This is a genomic window from Bacillus sp. SN32, assembly GCF_002837495.1.
Taxonomy (GTDB): domain Bacteria; phylum Bacillota; class Bacilli; order Bacillales; family Bacillaceae; genus Bacillus; species Bacillus subtilis.
Genome location: NZ_PJCT01000004.1, coordinates 33,005 through 57,013, shown reverse-complemented (window position 1 = coordinate 57,013; position 24,009 = coordinate 33,005). Strand labels below are relative to the sequence as shown.

Below are 24,009 nucleotides of genomic sequence, written 5' to 3'. Positions count from 1 at the left end.
CTTTCTATTATACTAGATTGCGAGATAGTAAAAAAAGCCCGTGACATTGTGTCACGGGTGGTCGGTTATTGATTTAGTTTCTTTAAAATGATGGCGTGCAACGGTTCATGGGACTGAATGCCGCACACCTCTTGAAGTACGCCGCTGTATCCTTTTTCTTCGATCAGCGCTTGCAGTTCAACCGCTTCAGGGTCACCGGTGAAATCGAAGCGCAGTGCTGCGGCAATTCCTTCCGCCAGTGCATTCGGTTCTTTTATTTTCTTTGCCGGGCCTACAAGTCTATCATTTTCTCCCAGTTTTCTGAGAGGTGACCTCGCTACGCGGGTCACATCGTCCGAAATGAAAGGATTTTCAAAGCGACCGATGATTTTTTTGATATATTGTTCGTGTTCAGTTTGCTTAAAGCCATACGATTTGACGAGATAGTCACCAGTTTCAAGCAGCGCCGAATGAACAACACGGCGGATTTCCGGATGATCAATTGCTTCTTTGACCGTTTTGAGTCCGCGCTGATAGCCGACATACGCTGTGACCGCGTGTCCGGTATTGACCGTAAACAGCTTCCGTTCGATGTACGGCGTTAAATCATCAACAAACAGTGCGCCGTTTATGACTGGTGTTTTCCCTTTAAAGCCTGATTCATCAATGACCCATTCGAAAAATGGTTCAACCGATACTTTCAGCGGGTCTTCATGATGCTGAATCGGGACGATCCGGTCAACGGCAGAATTCGGAAAACCTACCGTTTCACTGACGGATTTCTGCTCTGCTTCCGTTAAATGGCTGTATATCTCTTTCTTTAAGAAGCTGCTTCCGCCAATCATATTTTCGCAGGCAATGATATTCAGTGTGTTTCCAGCGTTTCTCCGTCTTAAACCTTCTGCGATAGACGGAGCAATCAGCTTCAGCACGTTCGGGCCGACAGCTGTTGTGATGAGCGCCGCCTCATTCATCAGCCGATACAGCTCCTCGGGCTGACTGCCGCTGTTAATAGCCCTCACCGGGCCAATGATCTCCGATGAACGTCCCTCTTCCGCCAGTTCCACTGTGTATTCTTTTTTTTCATTGAGGAGGCTGACCATCGTGTCGTTCACATCCGCAAACACCACATCATAGCCGGAATGGTGAAGCAGCGCGCCGATAAATCCTCTCCCGATATTTCCCGCACCGAAATGTAAGGCGATCATGTCAGTTCACCTCGTTGAAAATGGCGATCAAATCTTCTTCTCTTTTAGCGGAGATCAGGCGTTCAATATTTTCTTCTTCTGAGCAGATAATGGCGATGTTAGACAAAATGTCTAAATGCTCATTATTTTTACCCGCAATGCCGAATACCACTTTTGCCGTGTTGCCTTCTCCGTACTCAACGCCCTCTGGAATCTGTATGATTGAAATTCCAGAGTGAAGCACCTCGCTTTTCGCTTCTTCTGTGCCGTGTGGAATGGCAATGAAATTCCCCATAAACGTAGAAGACGTTTCTTCACGTTCAAACATTTTGCTAATGTAATCCTCTGTCACGTAGCCGTTGTCAATCAGCGTCTGGCCTGCCAATTTGATGGCCTCTTCTTTTGATGATACCGTTTGATTGAGTTTAATATTTTCCTTTGCGAGTACTTGCATGAGTATCACTCTCTTTCTATAAGATTACTTTTTCAGCTTTTCAATCAGCTCGTCGTATTTCGGGCTGTTTAAGAAGTTATCCACTGATATGTGCGTCGCGTTCGGCAGCTTTGCTTTCGCGCGGTCTGTTAAATCTTTGTGGGTGATGACAATATCCGCATCGCTTGGCAGATTGTTAATGGCCGTGTTGGTCACACTGATGTCAAGCTCCGCTTTTTTCACTTTGTTTCTTAAGATGGATGCCCCCATGGCACTTGATCCCATTCCCGCATCACACGCAAAGATAATTTTGTTCACGCTTTCAGGAGACAGCTCAGACGCTTCTTCTGCTTTGGCTTGTTCCGCCTCTAAAGCAGCTGCTGCTTGGCTTTTCTTCCCCTTCATGGACTGCATTTTTTCTGTTGCGGCAGCCAGGTCTTCTTCACTTGCTTTTGAGGATTTCAGGATCACTGCTGAAACGATGAACGATACAGCTGCAGCGACCAACACGCCCGCCAATACGCCGAAATAGCCTCCTCTTGGCGTCATTGCCATCAATGCAATAATGCTTCCCGGTGACGCTGCCGCGACAAGTCCGGCATTAAAGATCGTAAACGTTAAGAGTCCGCTTGCTCCGCCGGCAATGGCTGCGAGAATCAGGGCCGGTTTCATCAGAATGTACGGGAAGTAAATCTCGTGAATCCCGCCGAAGAAATGGATGATCGCCGCACCGGGAGCCGTTGATTTTGAAGATCCTTTGCCAAAGAACATGTACGCCAGCAAAATGCCGAGCCCCGGTCCAGGGTTTGCTTCTACTAAAAACAGAATTGATTTTCCTGTTTGGGATGCTTGCTCGATTCCGATCGGGCTTAAGATTCCGTGGTTAATGGCGTTGTTGAGGAACAACACTTTCGCCGGTTCTACAAAAACACTGGCTACCGGCAGTAAATTAGCGTGTACAATGACTTCCACACCAGCCGCCAGCAATTTATTTAGCGTCAGGACAACCGGGCCGATGGCGTAAAACGCGAGAATCGTTAAAGCCGCGCCGACAATCCCTGCCGTAAAGTTGTTGATCAGCATTTCAAAGCCTTGTTTGACTTTATCCTTGAATAATTTATCAGTCTGTTTAATGAGGTATCCGCCAAGCGGACCCATAATCATTGCGCCTAAAAACATTGGAATATCCGATCCGACAATCACCCCAATTGCCGCTGTCGCTCCGACAACTCCGCCGCGGTGGTCGTAGATCATTTTTCCGCCTGTATACGCTATCAAAAGCGGCAATAAATACGTAATCATCGGGCTGACCAGCGTGTTCAGCTGTTCATTCGGAAACCATCCTGCCGGAATAAACAGCGCGGTAATGATACCCCACGCGATGAACGCGCCGATATTCGGCATGATCATTCCGCTCAAATAACTCCCAAAGCGCTGCACTTTCACTTTCATGCCGCCTTGCTGCTGTTCTTGCTGCTGCATATATAAACCCTCCCTGTTTTGTTTGTCGCTGTAAGGTGCAAAAATATGTTCAGAGAATGATGCTTCCCTTTGACTCTATGTTAAAACGCTTACAGCCCCTATACAATTGAAAGTAAAGAGGACTTTGGCACATGACTGTGACAATTTTTTAAAAATAAAAAGGCTCCTGGTTTCAGGAGCCTTTTCTCTTTCCTCTATAAATAATGTTGCCGTTTTGAATCACGTACTTTGCGATCATTCGCTCACTCACAATAAAAACGGGATAGGCGCACACAAGCGCAAAAACAGCCATTGGCACGTGCTGTACAGCCGGCAGCACTGAGCCTGCCGCATTGCGGAGGAGCAGCAAAAGATAAATGAGCAGCACGATGGCCGCTAATGATACCAGCATAATCGGAGCTGATACTTTATATTCATAAAGCCGTTCCCGGCAGTGTCCGCAGCGAAATTGACAAGGCACATTTGATGATCTGACCATGTCGCCTGTCAAAGGTTTGCCGCAGTTCGGGCATGGTGTTTCTTTCATAGGGTATTCCTCACTTTCTATTCCATATGTCTATTATACCAGAGTCCCTTCTGTTTCGTTTTGTTGCTGTTCAACATATTTTCACATTTTTTATCATCAGCTTACTTGTCTCTGTCTCTAAAATCCTCTACGCTTAAATAGATCTTAATGAAGAGGGTGTATGAATGCTTCCGATTAATAGACAACAACACATACTGAAGTGGCTGAAAGAAGAAGGCGCGCTCAGAATTTCTGACATCAGCGCAAGGTTTGGCGTTTCGGAAATGACGGTATACAGAGATGTCAATCAGCTGGTTCAGTCAAATGAGGTCATTAAAACGGCCGGCGGCATCACGCTCCCCGCCCGAACACCTCAAACGGATCATATGTGCAGCTATTGCTTGAAGCCCGTCAATCAAGCTCATTCGGTTCAGCTGATTACGGTAAACCAAGACATTGAACAGCTATGCTGCGCACATTGCGCGTTTTTGCGTTACGCGGATAAAACGGAAGAGGTTTCACACTTGATTTGCAGAGATTTTCTGTTACAGACAACCGTCAGTGCCGGTTCGGCTTATTTCGTCGTAAATGCTGAATTAAACCTGCACTGCTGCCAGCCGCAGGCCATTCCGTTTGCGACACTTGACCATGCCGAACGATTTCAAAAAGGATTCGGCGGAGCCGTCCGCACTTTCGACCAAGCGCTGGAAGACATGCTTCAAGACCGAAAGAAACGCTGCACCTGCACCAAGAAATAACACAACACATACAGCGGAAGGTGGTGTCTGAGTGATGAAGCGAAACAGATGGTGGATCATCCTTCTGCTTTTTCTTGTTTTCCTGCCGAAAACAAGCTTTGCTCACGCCTATATTGTCAAATCTTCACCTGGGGAAAACAGCGAATTAAAAAGCGCCCCTGCGCAGGTGGAAATCGAATTTAATGAACCGGTTGAAGAAGGGTTTCATTATATTAAAGTCTATAATTCAAACGGCGACCGTGTGGATACGGACAAGACTGAAATCAAAAAAGATAATCATCACATCATGACAGTGAAGCTGAAGAAGAATCTGCCTAAAGATGTGTACAGAGCGGAATGGAATGCCGTATCCGCGGATGGACATCCTGTTTCCGGCGTCATTCCGTTCAGTATCGGGAAAGCGGATGGCGGATTCAGCAGCCAAAAAGCAGCCGACTCAGCGCTGAATCCGGGAACAGCAGCAGATCGCGCGATTCTGTATACAGCCTTATCTCTGTTTATCGGAACGGTTTTCTTCCATCTTTTCTGGTATAAAGGGAAATCAGAACAGCTCGTCAAACGGACGAGACGTATCCTGACCGGCTCGATCGCAGCACTGGGTCTGGCGCTTTTGCTTCAGCTTCCGATTCAGACAAAAGCGAACGCAGGCGGCGGCTGGGGCAGCGCATTCCAGCCGGGCTACATCAGAGAAACACTGTTTGAGACAGCAGGCGGCTCCATTTGGATCATACAGGCCGCGCTGTTCGTGCTGCTCGCACTATCTGTCATCCCTGCGATATGGAAAAACCGCTTTTCATCATTTGCCTATTGGATAGCGCCGCTCATTTTCTTTTTCGGTCTCCTGCTTGCCAAGGCGTTTACCGGGCATGCTGCTGTCGTTGAAGAAAAAACGGTCGGCATTTTGATGGATTTCCTTCATTTAACTTCCGCTTCCATCTGGGTCGGCGGAATAGCGGCACTCGTTTTGCTGCTCTCAAAAGAATGGAGGCAGCCTGACAAAACGCTCGCGTGGGAGACGGTCAGACGCTTCTCCCCATGGGCGCTCACTGCAGTCGGCGTCATTTTGTTTTCAGGCTTGCTCAATGGATTTTTCATCATTCGTTCAATGGATTCTCTGTTCCATACAGCGTACGGCCAAGCTCTTTTAGTGAAAAGCGGGCTGTTTGTTTTCATGCTGGTCTTAGGTGCGATTCATTTTCTGCTTACCAGAAAGCAGCGCCGCACAGGAATCAGCCGAACGTTAAAAGCGGAGTGGACAATCGGCATCGCTGTATTGATCACAGCGGCCGTGTTTACAAGCCTGCCAAGCCCGCCTGAGCCAGCGCCGGAACCGTTCTACCAAACCAAAGCGATAGAGAACGGACAAAGCGTTTCTCTCAGCATCAGCCCAAACCAGCCCGGAAAAAATGTTTTTGAGCTGCGTGTCACCGACCATAACGGAGATCCCGTGAAAAACATCCAGCAAATCACGTTAACCGTTTATAAAACAGGCCTGTCAGGCAGCGAAAACAAAAGCACCTTTACATTAAAAGAAAAAACAAAAGGCGTCTTCCAGGATCAAAACCTGTCGATTAATGAAAAAGGAAACTGGAAGATCAAAGTCCACGGCCTGACCGGCGACTTTAACGAAATCAATATCATGTTTACAAAGACCAATTAAGGAGTGTTTACGTTGTTGAAAAAAATCGCATTGACACTATGTCCGGCTATTGTCGGCTCCCTCTTATTCTTTACGGCCCCTGCCAGCGCGCATGTTTCTGTAAAACCGGCTGAGTCTGCTGCAGGCTCTTGGGAAACGTATACAATGAAGGTTCCTTCTGAGAAAAATCTGCCGACAACGAAGGTTGTCCTCAAAATGCCGAAGGATGTTGAATTCCAGCAATATGAGCCAATTCCGGGCTGGAAGGTTTCCACTCAAAAACATGATGACAAATCAGTGTCCGTGACATGGGAGGCGACTGACGGAGGCATTCAGGAAGGACAGTTCCAGCAGTTTACCTTTGTTGCCAAAAACCCTGACAAAGCAGAGGAAGCTGCTTGGGACGCATACCAATATTACAAAGACGGCAGCATTGTTGAGTGGACAGGTGACGAGGATGCCGATACACCTCATTCCATTACAAACATCACGTCTGCAAAACAAGTGACAGATGAGCACGGCGCCACGAAAACAGAAGACGATTCCGAAAACTCAGGTTCTTCAGCTCTAGACATTACAGCGATTGTGCTGTCTGCGGCTGCCATTATTTTATCTGTAGCAGCACTTGTAAAGAAAAAGCGTGCCTAATAAAGAAAGCGATCCAGATGTCATGTCTGGGTCGCTTTTTATGTTTAACCGCGGCCTGCCTGGAAAGCAGGATATTTCGTCATTCCGCCGTCCGCAAACAACGTGATGCCTGTAACATAGCTGGATTCCTTCGAAGCAAGCCACACTGCCACTGCGGCAATTTCCTCCGGTTCGCCGATATAGCCCATCGGGATCATGCTTTCTACATCTGCTTTCTGTTTAGGGTCAGCGAATTTTTCAGCATTGATTGGCGTGTTGATCGCACCTGGCCCGATATTGTTGACGCGAATGCCCTTCGGCGCGTATTCCAAAGCCAACGTTTCAGACATCAGCTTAATTCCGCCTTTACTAGCTGCATAGTGGACAAATAACGGCCACGGAATCCTTTCATGCACGCTGGACATGTTGATGACATTTCCCTTGATATCGTTTTCTACGAAATATTTAATCGCTTCACGGCTTCCTAAAAAGGCACCTGTTAAGTTCGTGCCGATGACTTTATCCCAATCCTTGAGCGGCATTTCGTGAGATGGCACAGGATTTTCAAGACCGGCATTATTAATCATAACATCGAGTGTGCCGAACTCTTTAATTGCCGTTTGCACGATATTTTTTACATCTTCCTCTTTCGTGACATCTCCTTGGACGACAACAGCTTCACCGCCCGCCTTGATGACCTCTTCTTTTACCTCGTTCGGATCTTGCTTATTACTATAATAGTTAATGACCACTTTTGCCTGCTCCTTGCCGAAGCGAATGGCCATTGCCTTTCCGAGCCCTGAAGCAGCTCCTGTAATAGCGACGACTTTTCCTTTTAAATCCGGATACATATACATCCTCCTCCATTTGTTATGAATTTGTTTTGGCGATTCCTAAGAATACGGCGGCGGCAATAATCAGGATAATCCCGATCGCAATTGCTATAAGCTGGCGTTTCGTTTTCTTTTCACGCAGGATGAAAATACCGCCGAGCGTAGAAATGACAATTCCCATTTGTGAAAGGGAAAAGCTCGTTGCAACGCCGACTCGCGGCTGAGAAATAAACAAAAACATATTTCCGCCTGCCCAGATTAACCCTGGGAGAATATTTCTGATCGCATACTTGTTAAAGGGTTTGTGCCTATAGGTTAAAACTAACCCCCCGACCACCATGCCAATTGCCTGTGGCAGCAGCGCGGACCAGCCGGACACATTGAATAATCTGGCCACGACTACATAAACCAAATAACCAAGAGTCGAAACAAGGAGAATCAAAATGCCCTTTTTCAAATTGCTTGGCTCGCCCTCTTTTTTATCATTCTTATCTTCCAAGGACGTGAGAATGATTCCCACAATGATAAAGATCAAAGCGAGAACGCCAAGCGTAATCGCAATCGGTGTTGACCATTCGCGGAACACGATCACACCGAACAGCGAGGTGGAAACGAGCTGCATTCCTGTGGAAATCGGCATTGTTTTCGACACGCCCATCAATTGAATGCTTTTCAACTGGTTGGCCTGTCCAAGTGACCAAAATAAGCCGGATACGATTCCAACAATAAAAATGCGAAGGGACAGAACGGGCTGAACAAAAAAGTAAATAACGATAGAAACAATGAGTGCCCCGATCGTCGTTCCCAGTGTCTGGCTGTACGGCCCGCCGCCTAATTTCACATTGAAGAGAACAATGCTCCCCCAAAACAAAGCCGGGAGAAGAGCCAATAATAAATCCATTGTTGGGGAACCTTCTTTCAAAATGTATTTGCTGTTATTTTGGCTGGAATTGTTGTGATTATTCGCCGGAACACAAAAAGAGCTGCCGGAAAATCCGGCAGCTCTTAGGAGCGTGCATTCTTTTATAAACCGATGGACAAATATTTTGTTTCAAGGTACGGCTCGATACCTTCTGAACCGCCTTCACGGCCGATGCCGCTTTCTTTCATTCCGCCGAATGGCGCTTGAACCGCTGACGGTCCGCCGTCATTCCAGCCGATAATGCCATACTCTAGATTCTCGGAAATATAGATGCCGCGGCGGTAGTTTTCTGTGAAGAAGTAAGCAGCCAAGCCATACGGTGTATCGTTGGCAAGCTGAATCGCTTCATCAATATCAGAAAACGTGACGATCGGGGCGACCGGGCCGAATGTTTCCTCATGCATGATGTTCATGGACGTATCGACATCGGTGAGCACTGTCGGATTCACAAAGTAGCACCCTTTGTCATCGTTTCGGTCATATGTGCCCCCAGCAATCACTTTCGCGCCTTTTTCAACCGCATCATCTATTTGGCTGACGATTTTTTCGAAGCCTCGTTTGTTGATAATCGGGCCGACATTGACGCCTTCCTCAAGTCCATTTCCGACTTTCAGCTTAGACACTTGCTCGCTCAGTTTCGCAGCAAATTCATCTTTAATGGATTCATGAACGATCAGGCGGTTGGCACATACGCAGGTTTGGCCGGCGTTTCGGTATTTGGACGCCATCGCCTGTTCAACGGCAAGGTCAATGTCTGCATCTTCATCTACGATCAGCGGGGCGTGTCCGCCGAGTTCCATTGAGACGTGCTTCACGGTGTCCGCGCTGTTTTTCATAAGGATTTTCCCTACAGGTGTTGAGCCTGTGAACGTGATTTTGCGGATTTTCGGACTGCTTGTGAACACATTTCCGATTTCTTCTCCATCGCCGATTACAACCTGAAGAACATCCTTCGGAATGCCCGCTTCATATGCGAGGCGCGCTAGTTCATAAGCAGACAGCGGTGTGTCCGGCGCCGGTTTGATGATAAATGTACAGCCAGCGGCAAGAGCAGGCGCCGCTTTGCGCGTAATCATCGCATTCGGGAAATTCCAGGGCGTGATAGCAGCAACGGGGCCGACCGGCTGGCGTGTGACAACAATTCGTTTACCCGTTGTCGGGGCCGGGACCGTTCTTCCGTACACACGCTTCGCTTCCTCTGCGAACCATTCGATATAGCCTGCGCCGTAAAGTACCTCGCCAACTGCTTCCTTGTATGGTTTTCCGTTTTCCTTTGTAATTAAATCTGCAAGCTCTTCTTTATGTTCAACAATCAGCTCATACCATTTTTTCAAAAGAGACGCTCTTTCGTTCGCTGATGTTTTAGACCACGTTTTAAACGCTTGATGTGAACGTTCAATGGCTTCTTCTACCTCTGTGGCTGATTGCTGAGGAATCGTTTTGATCTCCTCGCCCGTAGCCGGGTTGTAGACCGTTAATTGATCTGGCATATTGAACATTCCTTTCTTTTCATGATTACTTAAAATGATAGCAGACCCAGCCGTTTTCTTTCCAATGATTAAGCTCGCAGGCCCGCCTCCAGGATGCTGAGCCCTTCATTTAAAAGGCTGTCTGAGATGACGAGCGGTGTCAAAAAGCGGATGATATTACCGTTAATTCCCGCTGTCAGCAAAAGTAATCCGTTTTGATTCGCATAGGCCGCGATTGCTGCTGCTTTTGCCTTATCAGGCTCACGCGTGTCAGGATCCTTGACGATTTCGATTGCGGCCATCGCCCCGAGTCTGCGGATGTCACCGATGAACGGGAATTCTTGTTTCCACTCATACGCCTTGTCTTCAATGATTTTGCCAATTTTTTCAGATCGCTCATTCAGTCCTTCTTCTTCGATAATATCCAAGACAGCCAAAGCCGCCGCGCAGCCGATCGGGCTGCCGGCATACGTGCCGCCAAGCTCCCCTGGCGCTGCCGCATCAAGCATTTCCGCACGCCCGATCACACCGCTTAATGGCAGGCCTGCCGCAAGCGATTTAGAAACCGTGATCAGATCGGGCACTACATCAAAGTGCTCAATTGCGAAATAAGTGCCAGTTCTGGCAAAGCCGGTTTGGATTTCATCAGCAACAAAAACAATGCCGTGTTCTTTGCAGAATGAAGCGACGTGCTGCACGAACCGTTTCGAAGGAATAATAAACCCGCCTTCTCCCTGCACTGACTCCATGACGACACACGCCACCGTTTCAGGCGCCACTGAAGCGATAAAGAAATCATTGAATGCTTGAATGACCATATCGTCATAGCTTTCATCACTCATGCCGGCCGGCTTCTGATAATAATAAGGGAATGGCGCTTGATAAACCTCTGGCGCAAAAGGACCGAAACCGAATTTATAAGGTTTTACCTTGCTTGTCATGCTCATCGTCATATTCGTGCGCCCGTGAAACCCGCGTGTAAACGAGACAACGCCTTGGCGCTTTGTATACTTTCTGGCGATTTTCACAGCGTTTTCGACCGCTTCTGCCCCTGAGTTAAGAAAAATCGCTTTTTTCCCATGGCTGCCCGGTGCAATGCCGCACAGTTTTTCGGCTAACTCGATATAAGTCGGGTACATCATGACATTGAAGCCAGGATGAATCAGCTCCTCCGCCTGCCGCTTCACAGCCTCAACCACCTTCGGATGCGAGTGTCCGACATTTAACGTACCGATGGCGCCTGCAAAATCAATAAATCTCCGGCCGTCCAGATCGTACAGCTCGGCCCCTTCTCCTTTGACCGCCAGACTGCGGTTGCCGTTGCTCACACCTTTTGACACAAATTGATCCCGTTTTTGCTGCCATTGTGCAGTTGTGATGCTTGCTGTTGTTTGACTCATGTGAATATCCCCCTGTCGGTATTTTCTTATCATTCTGACTTCTCTTTGGTATGATGAAAAGTACCAATTATAACTTTTTGATGGTATCAGAAGGAGAAACTACAAATGGATATCACGATTACACTCGATCGTTCAGAACAAGCTGATTATATCTATCAGCAAATTTATCAAAAGCTGAAAAAAGAAATCCTCAGCCGTAATCTGCTGCCGCACTCGAAGGTTCCCTCCAAGCGGGAGCTGGCTGAAAATCTCAAGGTCAGCATAAATTCAGTGAATTCAGCCTATCAGCAGCTGCTGGCTGAAGGGTATTTGTACGCCATTGAACGAAAGGGTTTCTTCGTGGAGGAACTAGACATGTTTTCCGCCGAGGAGCACCCTCCATTTGCACTGCCGGATGACCTAAAAGAGATTCACATCGACCAGAGCGACTGGATATCGTTTTCACACATGAGTTCCGATACAGACCATTTTCCGATCAAAAGCTGGTTCCGCTGCGAGCAAAAAGCGGCCTCCCGCTCATACCGCACGCTCGGCGATATGTCACATCCGCAAGGAATATATGAAGTGAGAGCGGCCATTACCAGGCTCATTTCCCTGACGAGGGGTGTAAAATGCAGGCCGGAACAAATGATCATAGGGGCAGGCACACAGGTGCTCATGCAGCTGTTGACTGAGCTTTTACCCAAGGAAGCCGTGTATGCGATGGAGGAGCCTGGCTACAGGCGCATGTATCAGCTTTTGAAGAATGCCGGAAAACAAGTAAAGACGATCATGCTGGATGAAAAAGGCATGTCGATTGCTGAAATCACCAGACAGCAGCCTGATGTGCTGGTGACCACCCCATCGCATCAGTTTCCGTCCGGAACGGTTATGCCTGTATCCAGAAGAATTCAGCTGCTGAACTGGGCAGCCGAGGAGCCGAGCCGATATATCATTGAGGATGATTATGATAGTGAATTCACATATGATGTAGACAGTATTCCAGCGCTGCAAAGCCTCGACCGTTTTCAAAATGTCATCTATATGGGAACCTTTTCAAAGTCCCTTCTCCCCGGCTTGCGGATCAGCTATATGGTGTTGCCGCCTGAGCTGTTGAGGACATACAAACAGCGGGGCTATGATCTGCAGACTTGCTCATCACTTACACAGCTCACCCTGCAGGAATTTATCGAGTCCGGTGAATATCAGAAGCATATAAAAAAAATGAAGCAGCATTATAAAGAAAAGAGAGAACGCCTGATCACCGCTTTAGAAGCAGAGTTCAGCGGAGAGGTTATCGTAAAAGGGGCAAATGCGGGGCTGCATTTTGTTACCGAATTTGATACCAGGCGCACCGAACAAGACATCCTGTCACATGCTGCCGGGCTGCAGCTTGAAATCTTCGGAATGAGCCGATTTAACTTGAAGGAAAACAAGCCGCAAACGGGCAGGCCAGCTCTCATTATCGGCTTTGCACGGCTGAAGGAAGAAGATATTCAAGAGGGTGTGCAGCGCCTTTTCAAAGCGGTTTACGGACATAAAAAAAATCCCCGTTACAGGGGATTGATTCACCAGCGGTCCTGGTCTACATTCAGCACGGCTTCAAGCAGGCCCGGAAATGCCTTTTCAAGGTCTTCAGCGCGAAGCGAATAATACCGGCGCTTTCCTTCTATCCGAACTTGAGCGATGCCTGATTCTCTCAAAACTTTAAAATGATGCGACAAAGTCGATTTGGCAACCTGCACATCTGCACAGGTGCTGCACGTTTTTTCTTTTGCTTCAGCTAATTGCTTGACGAGCTCTAAACGAAGCGGATCACTAAGTGCATGAAGAACCTTTGTCAGCTGCAATGTTTCTGTTTCTGGATGGTTTGGAATGTTCATGACACAAATGTATCACACAACAATTAGAATGACAATTTTACTATTTAAGGGTTTTTCCTTTACCTCATTTAGAATACATGTTACATTTAGTTCGATGAAATTCGAACAATAAATTCGCATAACGACGGAGGAGATTTAAATGATCGTATTACAAGCTTACATCAAAGTAAAACCAGAAAAACGCGAGGAATTTTTGAGCGAGGCTCAATCACTTGTTCAGCATTCAAGAGCTGAGGAAGGCAACGCGCAATACGACCTATTTGAAAAAGTAGGCGAAGAAAATACATTTGTCATGCTTGAAAAATGGAAAGATGAAGCGGCAATGAAATTCCATAACGAAACTGCGCATTTCCAAGGGTTTGTCGCAAAAGGAAAAGAACTGCTGAGCGCTCCTCTTGATGTTGTCCGCACAGAGCTTAGCGAGTAAAGGAAGGGTGTCCCATATGAATGAAGTGATTAAATCTTTAACAGACCACCGCTCGATTCGCAGCTACACAGACGAGCCTGTAGCTCAGGAGCAATTGGACCAAATCATTGAAGCGGTGCAATCAGCCCCTTCATCTATCAACGGACAGCAGGTAACTGTGATCACAGTCCAGGATAAAGAGCGCAAAAAGAAGATCTCCGAGCTGGCAGGCGGACAGCCATGGATCGATCAAGCTCCTGTTTTCCTGCTGTTCTGCGCAGATTTCAACCGGGCCAAAATTGCGCTTGAAGATCTGCATGATTTCAAAATGGAAATCACAAATGGATTGGAATCTGTTCTTGTCGGCGCAGTAGACGCTGGTATTGCCCTCGGCACAGCAACAGCAGCGGCTGAGTCACTCGGACTTGGCACAGTTCCGATCGGTGCGGTTCGCGGAAACCCTCAAGAGCTGATCGAACTGCTTGAGCTTCCAAAATACGTGTTCCCTTTATCCGGCCTTGTCATTGGGCATCCTGCCGACCGTTCAGCGAAAAAACCGCGCTTGCCGCAGGAAGCTGTCAATCATCAGGAAACTTATTTAAATCAGGATGAGCTGACGTCTCACATTCAGGCATACGACGAACAGATGTCTGAATACATGAATAAACGGACAAACGGAAAAGAAACAAGAAACTGGTCACAGAGCATCGCTTCTTACTATGAGCGCTTGTACTATCCGCACATCCGTGAAATGCTTGAAAAACAAGGATTTAAAGTTGAAAAATAAGCCCTTATTCGGCCTGTCGGATTTTCCGGCAGGCCTTTCATTTACCCGGTTAAAATCCATTGACTTCTATTTTGTTTATTTGGTAAAATTTTTTCATTGTTACTCATTGGTTTTCTGTGAACCAATGGGTTTTCTAATGTTCAAGAAAGAAGGAAGCCATGAGATGCTTGATAAAAAAACAGATATCTTGTTAGCCGCGCGAAAGCTTTTTTCAGAAAAGGATTTTACGTCGGTTTCCATGCAGGCGATCGCAGAAGAATGTAAGATGTCAAAAGCTTCGATATATAAGCTGTTTCAATCTAAAGAAGATCTGCTTTTGGAGCTGCTGTCATTTAACCAGAAGCAAATGGTGGCCGCGGCCTCAAGACTTCAGGAAAATACCGCACTTACACCGGAGGAGCGTTTGACGCAAAAGGTCAAAATGGAACTGGAGGGCTTCAGGCGGAATCAGCAGTTTTTCAATATGCTGACCTACGGAAACCCCAAGCTGCATAATGACCGGGTCAAACAGCATATTCATCAGACCAGATCGACGATTATCTGCTGGCACCGCGATTCGCTGATTCAGGCTTATGGAGAAACCATTCTCCCGTTTGTGTGGGATTTGGTCATCGTTCTTCACGGCATGATGCGTGAGTTTTTAATGCTGATCAAAATCGAGGAAAAACCGCTTGAGCTTGACCCGATCGCAGAGTTTATCATCAGCACCCTCAATCAGATTGTCAAAAACAAGGAAACCCGTCAGTCTCTTCTTCCGCCCGAAGCCATCGAGCTTTATATTCATTCAGCATCCTCCTACAAGCCAAAGGATAAGTCAGTCCTATTATCGGAAAGCCTGAAGGAATTACATAAAGGCATCTCTTCCCTGCCCGCCACGGACTATGACGTAGATGAACTGACATCCGCAGCCGCCATGCTGGAGGAAGAAGCGAAGAAGGAAGAACCCCGCGCTTTTTTACTCAAATCACTGATTGGCTATCTGGAACAAACCGGTGTTTTAACACAGCCCGTTTCCATGTTAAAAACACTGTTAATTACTTAGAGAAAAGAAGGGATATGTATTGGACACAAGTATTGAACAAAAACCTTTTAACCGTTCTGTCATTGTCGGCATTTTGTTAGCCGGAGCGTTTGTGGCGATTTTGAACCAGACATTGTTGATTACCGCACTTCCCCATATCATGAGGGATTTCAATGTCGATGCCAACCAAGCACAATGGCTGACCACTTCATTTATGTTAACCAACGGGATTTTAATTCCGATTACTGCTTTTTTAATTGAGAAATTCACAAGCCGGGCGCTGCTCATCACAGCAATGAGCATTTTCACAGCCGGAACAGTCGTCGGAGCGTTCGCGCCGAACTTCCCGGTTCTGCTGACAGCGCGTATCATTCAAGCAGCCGGAGCCGGCATTATGATGCCGCTCATGCAGACTGTATTCCTGACAATCTTTCCGATTGAAAAGCGCGGCCAGGCTATGGGTATGGTCGGATTGGTCATCTCATTCGCGCCTGCGATCGGACCGACTCTTTCCGGATGGGCTGTCGAAGCTTTCTCTTGGAGATCATTGTTTTATATCATTCTTCCGTTTGCTGTGATTGATTTGATTCTTGCCAGCATCCTGATGAAAAACGTGACGACTTTAAGAAAAACACAGATTGATATTTTATCAGTCATCCTTTCAACATTTGGGTTCGGCGGCCTTCTGTACGGCTTCTCAAGCGTCGGCTCTTACGGCTGGTCCAGTTCAACCGTCTTGATTTCACTGCTGGTGGGTGTCATCGCGCTGCTCTTGTTTATCACAAGACAAATGAAGCTTGAAAAACCGATGCTGGAATTCCGCGTCTTCACGTTTGGCGTTTTCAGTTTAACAACACTGCTGGGAACCCTCGTCTTTGCATTATTGATCGGTACGGAAACCATCCTGCCGCTTTATACACAAAATGTCAGAGACGTCACAGCTTTTGATACAGGGCTTATGCTTCTGCCGGGAGCCGTTGTGATGGGCTTTATGTCGCCGATTATCGGCAGAATTTTTGACCGTGTCGGCGGAAGAGGGCTGGCGATTGCCGGTTTCTGCATCATCTTCCTGACATCTCTGCCGTTTATGCAGCTGACTGACCATACGTCACTCGCTTGGATTGTCGTTTTATACACCGTTCGTCTCTTAGGCACCGCCATGATCATGATGCCGGTGACAACAGCCGGAATCAACGCTCTGCCGCGCCACTTGATTCCGCACGGAACTGCGATGAACAACACGATTCGCCAAGTCGGCGGCTCGATCGGAACCGCATTATTGGTTTCCGTGATGAGCAACCAGGCGGCACATGCAGGCACGACAAATGTGAAGCATGCCGCCCTGCACGGCATGAACGCCGCTTTTATTGTGGCTGCCGTCATTGCACTTGTCGGCTTCCTTCTCTCATTCACATTAAAGAAACCTCAGCGCCCTGCCGAACAGCAGCCGGCACGCTGATCAACAAAAAAAGAGCCCCGCTATTTAGCGGAGGCTCTTTTTGGTTTTACTTTTCTAAACCGTCTTTCACTTCTTTGATCATTTGCGCCATAGACTCAAGACCGCCTCCTGATAAGTACCAAGTAGCAGAATCAAGGTAGACGACATGATCATTTTCCACTGCGTTTACGTTTTTCACATAATCATTTTCAACGACTTGTTTAGTAGATGATGTTTCACCGATCGCTGTACCGCGGTCAATGACAAACAGGTAATCCGGGTTTGTTTTTGAAATGTACTCGTAAGAAACGCTTTGTCCGTGAGTAGACGCTTTGATGTTTTTATCAGCCGGTGTCACGCCGAACACGTCATGGATCAGGCCGTATCTTGATTTAGAACCGAATGCGCTGATCTTCCCGTCGTTCGCCATGATGACGAGACCGTTTTTGTTAAGCTTTTCAGCCGTTTTCTTTACATCTGCGATTGAATGATCGATTTTTGCGAGTTCATCCTTCACTTCATCTTCTTTATCGAAGATCTTACCGATTGTTTCTGCGTCAGACTTAAATGATTCCATATACTTCGCTGTGTCTACGCCAAGGTAAATTGTCGGCGCAATTTCAGAGAATTCTTTGTAAGACTCAGATTGTCTTCCTGAGATAATGATCAAGTCAGGGTCTAAATCTGCCACTTTCTCGAAGTCTGGCTCTTTTAAGCTTCCGACGTCAGCATATTTGTCATCCTTGAATTTGGACAGATATTTAGGAAGGGCTTGTTTCGGCAGTCCCGCTACTTTATCATCAAGACCAAGTTTATCTAGTGTATCTAAGCTTCCAAAGTCAAATACGACAACTTTTTTAGGGCTCTTCGGTACTTTTGTTCCGTTTTTGTCCAGCTGGTGTTTCACCGTGATTTGTTCTTCCTTAGAATCAGAACCTTTGCTGCTTGTGCTTTGGTTTCCGCATGCAGAAATCACAACTGCCGTCACCAAAGCGATGAATAGTAATGCGAACTTTTTCATGCTCTTCACCTCTTCTTTATATTAAGAAAAATAGACACCTATTCTTTGATTATCAATCGTCTGAATCGGGATGGTCATATCGTAGATTTCCTCAAGCACCGATGTTTCTATCATTTCTTCAGGCGGTCCTTCTTTTACGATTCGGCCGTTTTTCAAAGCGACGATATAGTCAGAATAGACTGAAGCAAAATTGATATCGTGAATGACGATCACGATTGTTTTTCCAAGCTCCTCTACCAGCCGTTTCAGCAGTTTCATAATTTCAACTGAGTGTTTCATATCCAGATTGTTCAGCGGCTCATCCAGAAAGATATAATCTGTGTCCTGGGCAATGACCATGGCGATAAATGCCCTTTGGCACTGTCCGCCGCTCAGCTGATCCAAGTATTTGTCTTGAATTTCTTCCAGCTTCATATAGCTGAGCGCCTGGTTGATATGAACCCAGTCTTCCTCTGTCAGCCGGCCCTGTGAGTACGGAAACCTGCCAAAACTGACGAGGTCTTTGATCGTGAGCCTGATATTGATTTGGTTCGCCTGCTTCAAAATGCTCATTTTCTTGGCAAGCTCTTTGCTGTCACATTGTCCAATCTCTTGTCCGTCTATGTAAATCTCGCCGGAATCCTTTTTGATCAGGCGGCTCATGATAGACAGCAGCGTACTTTTGCCGGCGCCGTTAGGACCGATAAACGAGGTGATTTTGCCCTTTTGAATCGTGACTGACGTCTCTTCAAGAACAACTTTCCCGCCATATTGTTTGCTTACATTTCTGACCTCTACCATGATTTATTCTCCTTTAACAGCAAGTAGATAAAATAAATCCCGCCGGCAAAATTAATAATGACGCTCAGCGTCGTTGAGAAGGTAAACACTTTCTCAACCACAAACTGCCCTCCGACCAGCGCAATGATGCTGATGAAAACGGAGCCTGCGATTAAGTATGAATGCTTATATGTTTTCAGGAATTCTCTCGCCAGGTTGACGACCAGAAGGCCTAAAAACATAATCGGCCCGACTAGCGCTGTTGAAACAGAAACCAAAATCGCAACCACGATCAGCATCTGCTTCACCACTTTGTCGTAGTCAATGCCCAAATTCACGGCGTGCTCGCGTCCGAGCGACAGCACATCGAAAAATTTTGTAAAACGCCAGACATAAACGCCTGTCAGCAGGAAGATGATGAACGCGAGCCATAACAAATCCGTATTGATATTGTTAAAGCTGGCAAACATCTTGTCCTGCACAACTTGGAACTCATTCGGATCAATCAGCATCTGCATAAAGGAAGACAGGCTGCTGAACAGCGTGCCAAACACGATTCCGATAAGCAGAAGGAAAAAGATATTTCTCCCCTCACCTTTGAACATGATCTGATACAAAACAAGAGAAAACAGTATCATCAGCAGAACAGAGATGATAAAGTTGATGTTTTTATTCATGATGACCATATTCGCAGAACCGAACAAAAAGATAATGCCAGTCTGAATCAGCATGTAGAGAGAATCGAGGCCCAAAATGCTCGGCGTCAGGATTCGGTTGTTCGTAATCGTTTGAAAGATCATGGTCGAAAACGCAATCGCTCCCCCCGTCAGCACAATGGCAGCGACTTTTTTGATTCGTCTCGGCAGGGTGTAATCCCAATTGCCTAAGTCATAAAACAGAAACAAGCCGATACATACAATGGCTAAAACAACGAGCAAAGCTATTTTCATCTGGTTACGCATAGGCTTTTCTCCTTAACAGCATAAACAGGAAAATGCCGCTGCCGATGATTCCGACCATCAGGCCAATCGAGATTTCATAAGGGAAGATAATGATTCTGCCCAGTATATCGCAAAACAGCACAAAAACCGCTCCCAACAGCGCAGTATGCGGCAGGCTGCTCTTCAGATTGTCTCCTCTGTAAATCGATACAATATTCGGGATGATTAAACCGAGAAACGGCAGCATACCGACAGTCAAAATGACAAGGGACGTGATCAGGGACACGATAATGAGCCCGATGTTCACAACCCGTTTGTACTTGAGGCCGAGGTTGACAGAAAAGCTTTCACCCATACCGGCCAATGTGAATTTATCCGCATACACATAGGCAATGATGACGAGCGGAATACTCAGATAAAGAAGCTCGTATCTTCCTTTCACGACTAAAGAGAAGTCTCCCTGCAGCCATGATGACACATTCTGGATCAAGTCATATTTATATGCGATAAATGTCGCGATTGAACTGACGATATTCCCGAGCATTAAACCGACAAGCGGAATAAAGATGGTGTCGTTAAACTTGATTCTTTCAAGGATTTTCATAAACAGAAAATTTCCTGCAAGGGCAAAGACAAACGCGACCAGCATTTTGATTAAAGGACTGGCGGATGTAAACAGCAGCAGGGAAATTAAAATGCCGAGCCTCGCCCAATCCATCGTGCCCGCCGTCGTCGGTGACACGAATTTGTTTCTGCTGATCTGCTGCATAATCAAACCGCAGATGCTCATGCTTAATCCCGCGATGACAATGCTGATCAATCGCGGCAAACGGCTTGCAAACAGCGTTGACGCCTCTTGTTTGCTTAAATCGAAGAGATCAAGCGGCGACAGATCTTCTACACCGATAAATACAGACGTGACTGCTAATATGATAAGTAGAATAAATAAGTAACGTAGCTTCATGCTGCCTCCTTACATCCTTACAGCAAAAAGAACGTATCTCCTACTCCGCAAGGACTCAAAACAATATGGCCATATAGTAATTGATTATCATTATCATTTACATATTACCATTTTTCTAGGGTTAGTCAATATTCTTTAAAAATATTAACCTAGTCATTTATCCATTTTACTAATCATTCTGACCATTTTCCATCCCAAAACGTTAGGCTGTTTTACCATATTTATCTTTATAACGCAGGTATACGGTCAGCAAACCTGACAATATTCCTCGTGAAAAATACAAATGTTCTCTCCAGAAAGAAATTACCCCTTGATTTACAGTACTGAAAGAGAGATAATAAATACTAAATTTGTGTGAAAATTTTAAACATTAGGAGATGTAAACATGAAGGTCGTTAAATTCGGAGGCAGCTCACTTGCTTCAGGCGCCCAGCTTGACAAGGTGTTTCACATCGTTACCTCAGACCCGGCACGGAAAGCTGTAGTCGTTTCAGCTCCGGGAAAACGCTATGCCGAGGATACGAAAGTGACTGATCTCTTAATCGCATGTGCAGAACAATATTTGGCATCAGGCAGCGCACCTGAACTGGCGGAAGCGGTTGTGGAACGGTACGCTCTCATCGCCACTGAGCTTCAGCTGGGGCAAGGCATTATCGAAAAAATCAGAGATGATCTGTTCACGCTTTTAGAAGGAGATAAAAGCAATCCCGAACAATACCTTGACGCAGTCAAGGCCAGCGGAGAGGATAACAATGCCAAGCTGATCGCCGCTTACTTCCGCTATAAAGGCGTCAAAGCGGAGTATGTAAACCCGAAGGATGCCGGCCTCTTTGTGACAAATGAACCCGGCAACGCGCAAGTTCTTCCTGAATCCTATCAAAACCTCTATCGTCTTCGGGAACGTGACGGACTCATCATTTTTCCCGGTTTTTTCGGATTCAGCAAGGATGGCGATGTGATCACATTCTCACGGAGCGGTTCTGATATTACCGGTTCGATTCTTGCCAACGGACTACAAGCCGATTTGTACGAAAACTTTACAGACGTAGACGCTGTGTATTCTGTCAATCCGTCCTTCGTTGAGAATCCAAAGGAAATCAGCGAGCTGACATATAGAGAGATGCGGGAGCTGTCCTACGCGGGTTTTTCAGTGTTTCATGATGAAGCGCTCATTCCGGCATTCAGAGCGGGGATTCCTGTTCAGATCAAAAATACGAACAACCCCTCAGCCGAAGGCACCCGCGTCGTCAGCAAGCGGGATAACACAAACGGGCCTGTCGTCGGCATTGCCAGCGACACCGGTTTTTGCAGCATTTATATCAGCAAATATCTCATGAACAGAGAAATCGGTTTTGGCCGCAGAGCCCTTCAAATCCTGGAGGAGCATGGTTTGACGTATGAGCATGTTCCATCGGGAATCGATGACATGACGATCATTTTACGGCAGGGGCAAATGGATGCCGCCACTGAACGCAGCGTCATCAAACGGATCGAAGAGGATTTGCATGCCGATGAAGTCATCGTGGAGCATCATCTCGCCCTGATTATGGTTGTAGGGGAAGCGATGCGCCACAATGTCGGTACAACGGCAAGAGCCGCCAAAGCATTATCAGAGGCACAGGTGAATATCGAAATGATCAATCAGGGGTCTTCTGAAGTGAGCATGATGTTTGGCGTAAAAGAAGCCGAAGAAAGAAAAGCCGTTCAAGCGTTATACCAGGAATTTTTCGCGGGCGTATTAATCTCTTAATCGTACATAAATAGCGGGCGGCAGCGCCCGCTATTTTTTATATCACCTTCATATAGCCGAATTGTTCATTTTTTCTCTTGTCCACTATTATCCCTGCCAAATGGATCGGTTCAGCATATCTTATAGTATCCTTCATAGGGAGGTGAAACCTTATGTCAGGATACTCTAACGGCGGCGGTTACGGCGGCATCAGTTCTTTCGCTTTAATCGTTGTATTGTTTATTCTTTTAATTATCGTAGGGACTGCGTTTGTTGGCGGCTACTAAGCTGCTGACCGTCTCTTCGGGACCCTGTCCGCCACAGTTTTGCAGCATTTGCTGAAGCAATCTCGCAAGGAGGTGCACAAAATGTCAGGTTACGGAACTTCTTTCGCTTTGATTGTTGTGTTATTTATCCTCTTGATCATTGTGGGAACTGCATTTGTAGGAGGCTACTAAATAAACGTAATCTCCATGAAGGCGGCACCGCAAGACTATGTCTTGCGGTGTTTTTGAAAAGAAAAACCCCTTCTCGCAAATGAGAAGGGGCTTGTTCTTACGTCATGCCTCTTTCTGTCACATGAAAGTCGAGTGCTTCCGCATTAGCAGAAACGCCAGCCGCTGTAAAAATCGCGGCTGCGGCCAAACAAATAACAAACAACTTAGATTTCAATTTCATACAAACCTTCACTCCTTTGTATTTGTTTTCTTGCCTCTTCAACTTGTAGAAAGTAGGAAGCAGACAGTTTAAACCATTTCTGTTCATAGTAATATTTTGCTACTTCTAGGGCTAAATCCTCTATATCAGCGTACATATTTTTATTTTTTAAGTATTGGAAACATCGTTCGATTCCTTCTTCATTGGGCTGATCCTGATATAGGGATTGCAAAAACTCGAATTTTACGGCATAGTCTGCATCGTCTGTTTCTTTAGCATATTCATAGCCCCGCTTGTGATATTCCGAAGCTTTATCATGTTTTCCCTGTTTATAATAAATCAGGGTGATTAAAAAATAGGCTTGCGGGAGAGAATTGACGATCCTGCTGCTTTCAAACGTGGAGACCGCTTTTTCAAAGTAATCAATGGCAGGGCCTAGAAGGTCTTGATTGTAATAGCATAATCCGAGATTGTAGTATGCTCTTCCGACCAGCTGGGCTTTTTGTTCCGCTTGGGCCATATTGAGCGCCAATTTGAAATGGCGTGCGGCTTGTTCGAAATTTCTTTCATCCATCAGGTTGACCCCGAACACGAAATGGCATTGAATGATTCTCACATTATAGGTTTCCTGCTCCACGTAAATTTCATAGGCGTTTTTTATATTAATCAATGAAAAATACGTTTGCTTCATATAATAATAAGCTTCCGCGATTTTAAAATAGAATTCAGCCCGTTCAATATGGTCTGCGACAAAGGAGAGCTTTTTCTCCGCCTGTTTATAGTATGTAATGGCAGAAATAAATTCCCGCTTATCAAACTCATACATTCCGCGAAAAAAATTCACGTAATAGTCGAGCAGCCCTTTGAGATCTGCCTGGTTGCTGTCAATGTTTCTTGATAATTCAGACAGGCTTGGCTGGTCTTCGATATTTAATTTCTCTAACGGCTCAAGATAATCCAGCATAAGCTGGTGCCGGAATTCCATTAGTGAATAATAAAGCAGCAAGTTGGAATCATGCTGCATATGTTTCAGTTCCTGCTGGATTTCAGCTTTTAACACTTCGGCATCCGGCACGCTGAATGTCCGGATATATCTGTACCACTCGTTAATTTTTTGACCGACCGCTGAAGAAGGAATTACCCCGCTCTTCATTCCTTCACCCTCTCCCATCAAAAACTGTTTATGTCAT

25 protein-coding genes and 1 pseudogene are annotated in these 24,009 nt (G+C 46.3%); 11 read left to right on the top strand and 15 right to left on the bottom strand.

Features of this window, described 5'->3' with window-relative positions:
- Window positions 1-65 precede the first annotated feature (65 nt).
- From CW370_RS16245 to CW370_RS16230, 4 genes are all read right to left on the bottom strand, one after another.
- On the bottom strand, window positions 66-1,187 hold the full coding sequence (locus CW370_RS16245) for a mannitol-1-phosphate 5-dehydrogenase (RefSeq protein WP_015252810.1): 1,122 nt from the start codon (window positions 1,185-1,187) through the stop codon (window positions 66-68).
- A gap of 1 nt (window position 1,188) precedes the next feature.
- A complete protein-coding gene (locus tag CW370_RS16240; protein ID WP_021481745.1) occupies window positions 1,189-1,620 on the bottom strand; it encodes a PTS sugar transporter subunit IIA in 432 nt (143 codons plus the stop codon).
- 24 nt (window positions 1,621-1,644) lie between these two features.
- Complete coding sequence (locus CW370_RS16235) at window positions 1,645-3,081, bottom strand: PTS mannitol transporter subunit IICB (RefSeq protein WP_010886406.1); 1,437 nt, start codon at window positions 3,079-3,081, stop codon at window positions 1,645-1,647.
- A gap of 172 nt (window positions 3,082-3,253) precedes the next feature.
- Entirely contained in the window at window positions 3,254-3,607 is a 354-nt protein-coding gene (locus CW370_RS16230; protein ID WP_017696160.1) for a hypothetical protein, read from the bottom strand.
- A gap of 164 nt (window positions 3,608-3,771) precedes the next feature.
- Between CW370_RS16230 and ycnK the strand changes: the two genes are divergently transcribed.
- Genes ycnK through CW370_RS16215 form a run of 3 tightly spaced genes read left to right on the top strand, consistent with a single transcriptional unit; the run spans window position 3,772 to window position 6,631 of the window.
- A complete protein-coding gene (gene ycnK, locus CW370_RS16225) occupies window positions 3,772-4,344 on the top strand; it encodes a copper uptake transcriptional regulator YcnK (protein ID WP_086343460.1) in 573 nt (190 codons plus the stop codon).
- A 34-nt stretch (window positions 4,345-4,378) separates the two neighbouring features.
- The gene (gene ycnJ, locus CW370_RS16220) at window positions 4,379-6,004 is read left to right on the top strand and encodes a copper transporter YcnJ (RefSeq protein WP_101169814.1); all 1,626 of its coding nucleotides are present in this window, start codon (window positions 4,379-4,381) and stop codon (window positions 6,002-6,004) included.
- Between the two features lie 12 nt (window positions 6,005-6,016).
- Entirely contained in the window at window positions 6,017-6,631 is a 615-nt protein-coding gene (locus CW370_RS16215) for a YcnI family copper-binding membrane protein (protein ID WP_014475816.1), read from the top strand.
- A gap of 44 nt (window positions 6,632-6,675) precedes the next feature.
- Here the strand turns inward: CW370_RS16215 and gdh are convergent, their stop codons facing one another.
- From gdh to gabT, 4 genes are all read right to left on the bottom strand, one after another.
- Window positions 6,676-7,461: a glucose 1-dehydrogenase gene (gdh, locus tag CW370_RS16210; protein WP_024573629.1), complete on the bottom strand. Its 786-nt coding sequence runs from the start codon at window positions 7,459-7,461 to the stop codon at window positions 6,676-6,678.
- Window positions 7,462-7,480: 19 nt separating this feature from the next.
- Complete coding sequence (gene glcU, locus CW370_RS16205) at window positions 7,481-8,344, bottom strand: glucose uptake protein GlcU (RefSeq protein WP_003234455.1); 864 nt, start codon at window positions 8,342-8,344, stop codon at window positions 7,481-7,483.
- Between the two features lie 122 nt (window positions 8,345-8,466).
- Complete coding sequence (gene gabD / locus CW370_RS16200; protein WP_029317299.1) at window positions 8,467-9,855, bottom strand: succinate-semialdehyde dehydrogenase; 1,389 nt, start codon at window positions 9,853-9,855, stop codon at window positions 8,467-8,469.
- 68 nt (window positions 9,856-9,923) lie between these two features.
- Window positions 9,924-11,234: a 4-aminobutyrate--2-oxoglutarate transaminase gene (gene gabT, locus CW370_RS16195; protein ID WP_101169813.1), complete on the bottom strand. Its 1,311-nt coding sequence runs from the start codon at window positions 11,232-11,234 to the stop codon at window positions 9,924-9,926.
- Window positions 11,235-11,339: 105 nt separating this feature from the next.
- On the opposite strand from gabT, the pseudogene gabR reads away from it, so the two are divergent.
- Window positions 11,340-12,780, top strand: a pseudogene (gabR, locus tag CW370_RS16190) (MocR-like transcriptional regulator GabR).
- A 1-nt stretch (window position 12,781) separates the two neighbouring features.
- Here the strand turns inward: gabR and CW370_RS16185 are convergent.
- Complete coding sequence (locus tag CW370_RS16185) at window positions 12,782-13,096, bottom strand: ArsR/SmtB family transcription factor (RefSeq protein WP_003234476.1); 315 nt, start codon at window positions 13,094-13,096, stop codon at window positions 12,782-12,784.
- 139 nt (window positions 13,097-13,235) lie between these two features.
- Between CW370_RS16185 and CW370_RS16180 the strand changes: the two genes are divergently transcribed.
- The 4 genes from CW370_RS16180 to CW370_RS16165 all read left to right on the top strand — a co-directional run bounded on the left by CW370_RS16180 (window position 13,236) and on the right by CW370_RS16165 (window position 16,769).
- Window positions 13,236-13,523, top strand: a complete 288-nt coding sequence (locus tag CW370_RS16180) for a putative quinol monooxygenase (protein ID WP_003234477.1) — start codon at window positions 13,236-13,238, stop codon at window positions 13,521-13,523.
- Between the two features lie 16 nt (window positions 13,524-13,539).
- Entirely contained in the window at window positions 13,540-14,289 is a 750-nt protein-coding gene (gene nfsA, locus CW370_RS16175; protein ID WP_003234479.1) for an oxygen-insensitive NADPH nitroreductase, read from the top strand.
- A 163-nt stretch (window positions 14,290-14,452) separates the two neighbouring features.
- The gene (locus CW370_RS16170) at window positions 14,453-15,331 is read left to right on the top strand and encodes a TetR/AcrR family transcriptional regulator (protein ID WP_024572615.1); all 879 of its coding nucleotides are present in this window, start codon (window positions 14,453-14,455) and stop codon (window positions 15,329-15,331) included.
- A 19-nt stretch (window positions 15,332-15,350) separates the two neighbouring features.
- Window positions 15,351-16,769 carry an MDR family MFS transporter gene (locus CW370_RS16165; protein WP_024572614.1) on the top strand — a complete coding sequence of 473 codons (1,419 nt, stop codon included), beginning with the start codon at window positions 15,351-15,353 and terminating at the stop codon, window positions 16,767-16,769.
- Between the two features lie 46 nt (window positions 16,770-16,815).
- On the opposite strand, the gene yclQ is transcribed toward CW370_RS16165, so the two are convergent.
- Genes yclQ through yclN form a run of 4 tightly spaced genes read right to left on the bottom strand, consistent with a single transcriptional unit; the run spans window position 16,816 to window position 20,433 of the window.
- Window positions 16,816-17,769, bottom strand: a complete 954-nt coding sequence (gene yclQ, locus CW370_RS16160) for a petrobactin ABC transporter substrate-binding protein YclQ (RefSeq protein ID WP_101169812.1) — start codon at window positions 17,767-17,769, stop codon at window positions 16,816-16,818.
- 21 nt (window positions 17,770-17,790) lie between these two features.
- Entirely contained in the window at window positions 17,791-18,549 is a 759-nt protein-coding gene (yclP, locus tag CW370_RS16155) for a petrobactin ABC transporter ATP-binding protein YclP (RefSeq protein WP_024572612.1), read from the bottom strand.
- Complete coding sequence (gene yclO / locus CW370_RS16150) at window positions 18,543-19,490, bottom strand: petrobactin ABC transporter permease YclO (protein ID WP_014475805.1); 948 nt, start codon at window positions 19,488-19,490, stop codon at window positions 18,543-18,545. The genes yclP and yclO overlap by 7 nt, the downstream gene beginning before the upstream one ends.
- The gene (gene yclN, locus CW370_RS16145; protein WP_014475804.1) at window positions 19,483-20,433 is read right to left on the bottom strand and encodes a petrobactin ABC transporter permease YclN; all 951 of its coding nucleotides are present in this window, start codon (window positions 20,431-20,433) and stop codon (window positions 19,483-19,485) included. The genes yclO and yclN overlap by 8 nt, the downstream gene beginning before the upstream one ends.
- 385 nt (window positions 20,434-20,818) lie before the next feature.
- Between yclN and CW370_RS16140 the strand changes: the two genes are divergently transcribed.
- The 3 genes from CW370_RS16140 to CW370_RS16130 all read left to right on the top strand — a co-directional run bounded on the left by CW370_RS16140 (window position 20,819) and on the right by CW370_RS16130 (window position 22,620).
- The gene (locus CW370_RS16140) at window positions 20,819-22,183 is read left to right on the top strand and encodes an aspartate kinase (protein WP_024571685.1); all 1,365 of its coding nucleotides are present in this window, start codon (window positions 20,819-20,821) and stop codon (window positions 22,181-22,183) included.
- A gap of 152 nt (window positions 22,184-22,335) precedes the next feature.
- A complete protein-coding gene (locus tag CW370_RS16135) occupies window positions 22,336-22,449 on the top strand; it encodes a YjcZ family sporulation protein (RefSeq protein ID WP_014478831.1) in 114 nt (37 codons plus the stop codon).
- 81 nt (window positions 22,450-22,530) lie between these two features.
- Window positions 22,531-22,620 (top strand): YjcZ family sporulation protein, encoded by a 90-nt coding sequence (locus tag CW370_RS16130; protein WP_015482794.1) that lies wholly within the window; start codon window positions 22,531-22,533, stop codon window positions 22,618-22,620.
- A gap of 97 nt (window positions 22,621-22,717) precedes the next feature.
- Here the strand turns inward: CW370_RS16130 and phrC are convergent, their stop codons facing one another.
- The gene (gene phrC / locus CW370_RS16125) at window positions 22,718-22,840 is read right to left on the bottom strand and encodes a phosphatase RapC inhibitor PhrC (RefSeq protein WP_003224994.1); all 123 of its coding nucleotides are present in this window, start codon (window positions 22,838-22,840) and stop codon (window positions 22,718-22,720) included.
- The gene (gene rapC / locus CW370_RS16120) at window positions 22,824-23,972 is read right to left on the bottom strand and encodes a response regulator aspartate phosphatase RapC (protein ID WP_024571686.1); all 1,149 of its coding nucleotides are present in this window, start codon (window positions 23,970-23,972) and stop codon (window positions 22,824-22,826) included. Before rapC ends, phrC begins: the two co-directional genes overlap by 17 nt.
- Window positions 23,973-24,009 lie beyond the last annotated feature (37 nt).